2 tRNA genes are annotated in these 219 nt (G+C 52.1%); both read right to left on the reverse strand.

The features are described from left to right. Position 1: 1 nt before the first annotated feature. Positions 2–75 (reverse strand) — tRNA-Arg (locus PSTU_RS0116195). A 66-nt stretch (positions 76–141) separates the two neighbouring features. Next, positions 142–218: transfer RNA gene (locus tag PSTU_RS0116200), tRNA-Arg, on the reverse strand. Between the last annotated feature and the right edge of the window lies 1 nt (position 219).

Genomic DNA, 219 nt, shown 5'->3' on the forward strand with positions numbered 1-219 from the left:
GTGCACTCAGGAGGATTCGAACCTCCGACCGCTCGGTTCGTAGCCGAGTACTCTATCCAGCTGAGCTATGAGTGCAAAAGTGATTGATAAACCAGATCACCGCTGGCTACAACATGAACCACATCGCTGCAGTTCAAAATATGGTGCACTCAGGAGGATTCGAACCTCCGACCGCTCGGTTCGTAGCCGAGTACTCTATCCAGCTGAGCTATGAGTGCA

Origin of the sequence: Stutzerimonas stutzeri SDM-LAC, assembly GCF_000235745.1 — a bacterium.
GTDB classification, from domain to species: domain Bacteria; phylum Pseudomonadota; class Gammaproteobacteria; order Pseudomonadales; family Pseudomonadaceae; genus Stutzerimonas; species Stutzerimonas stutzeri_H.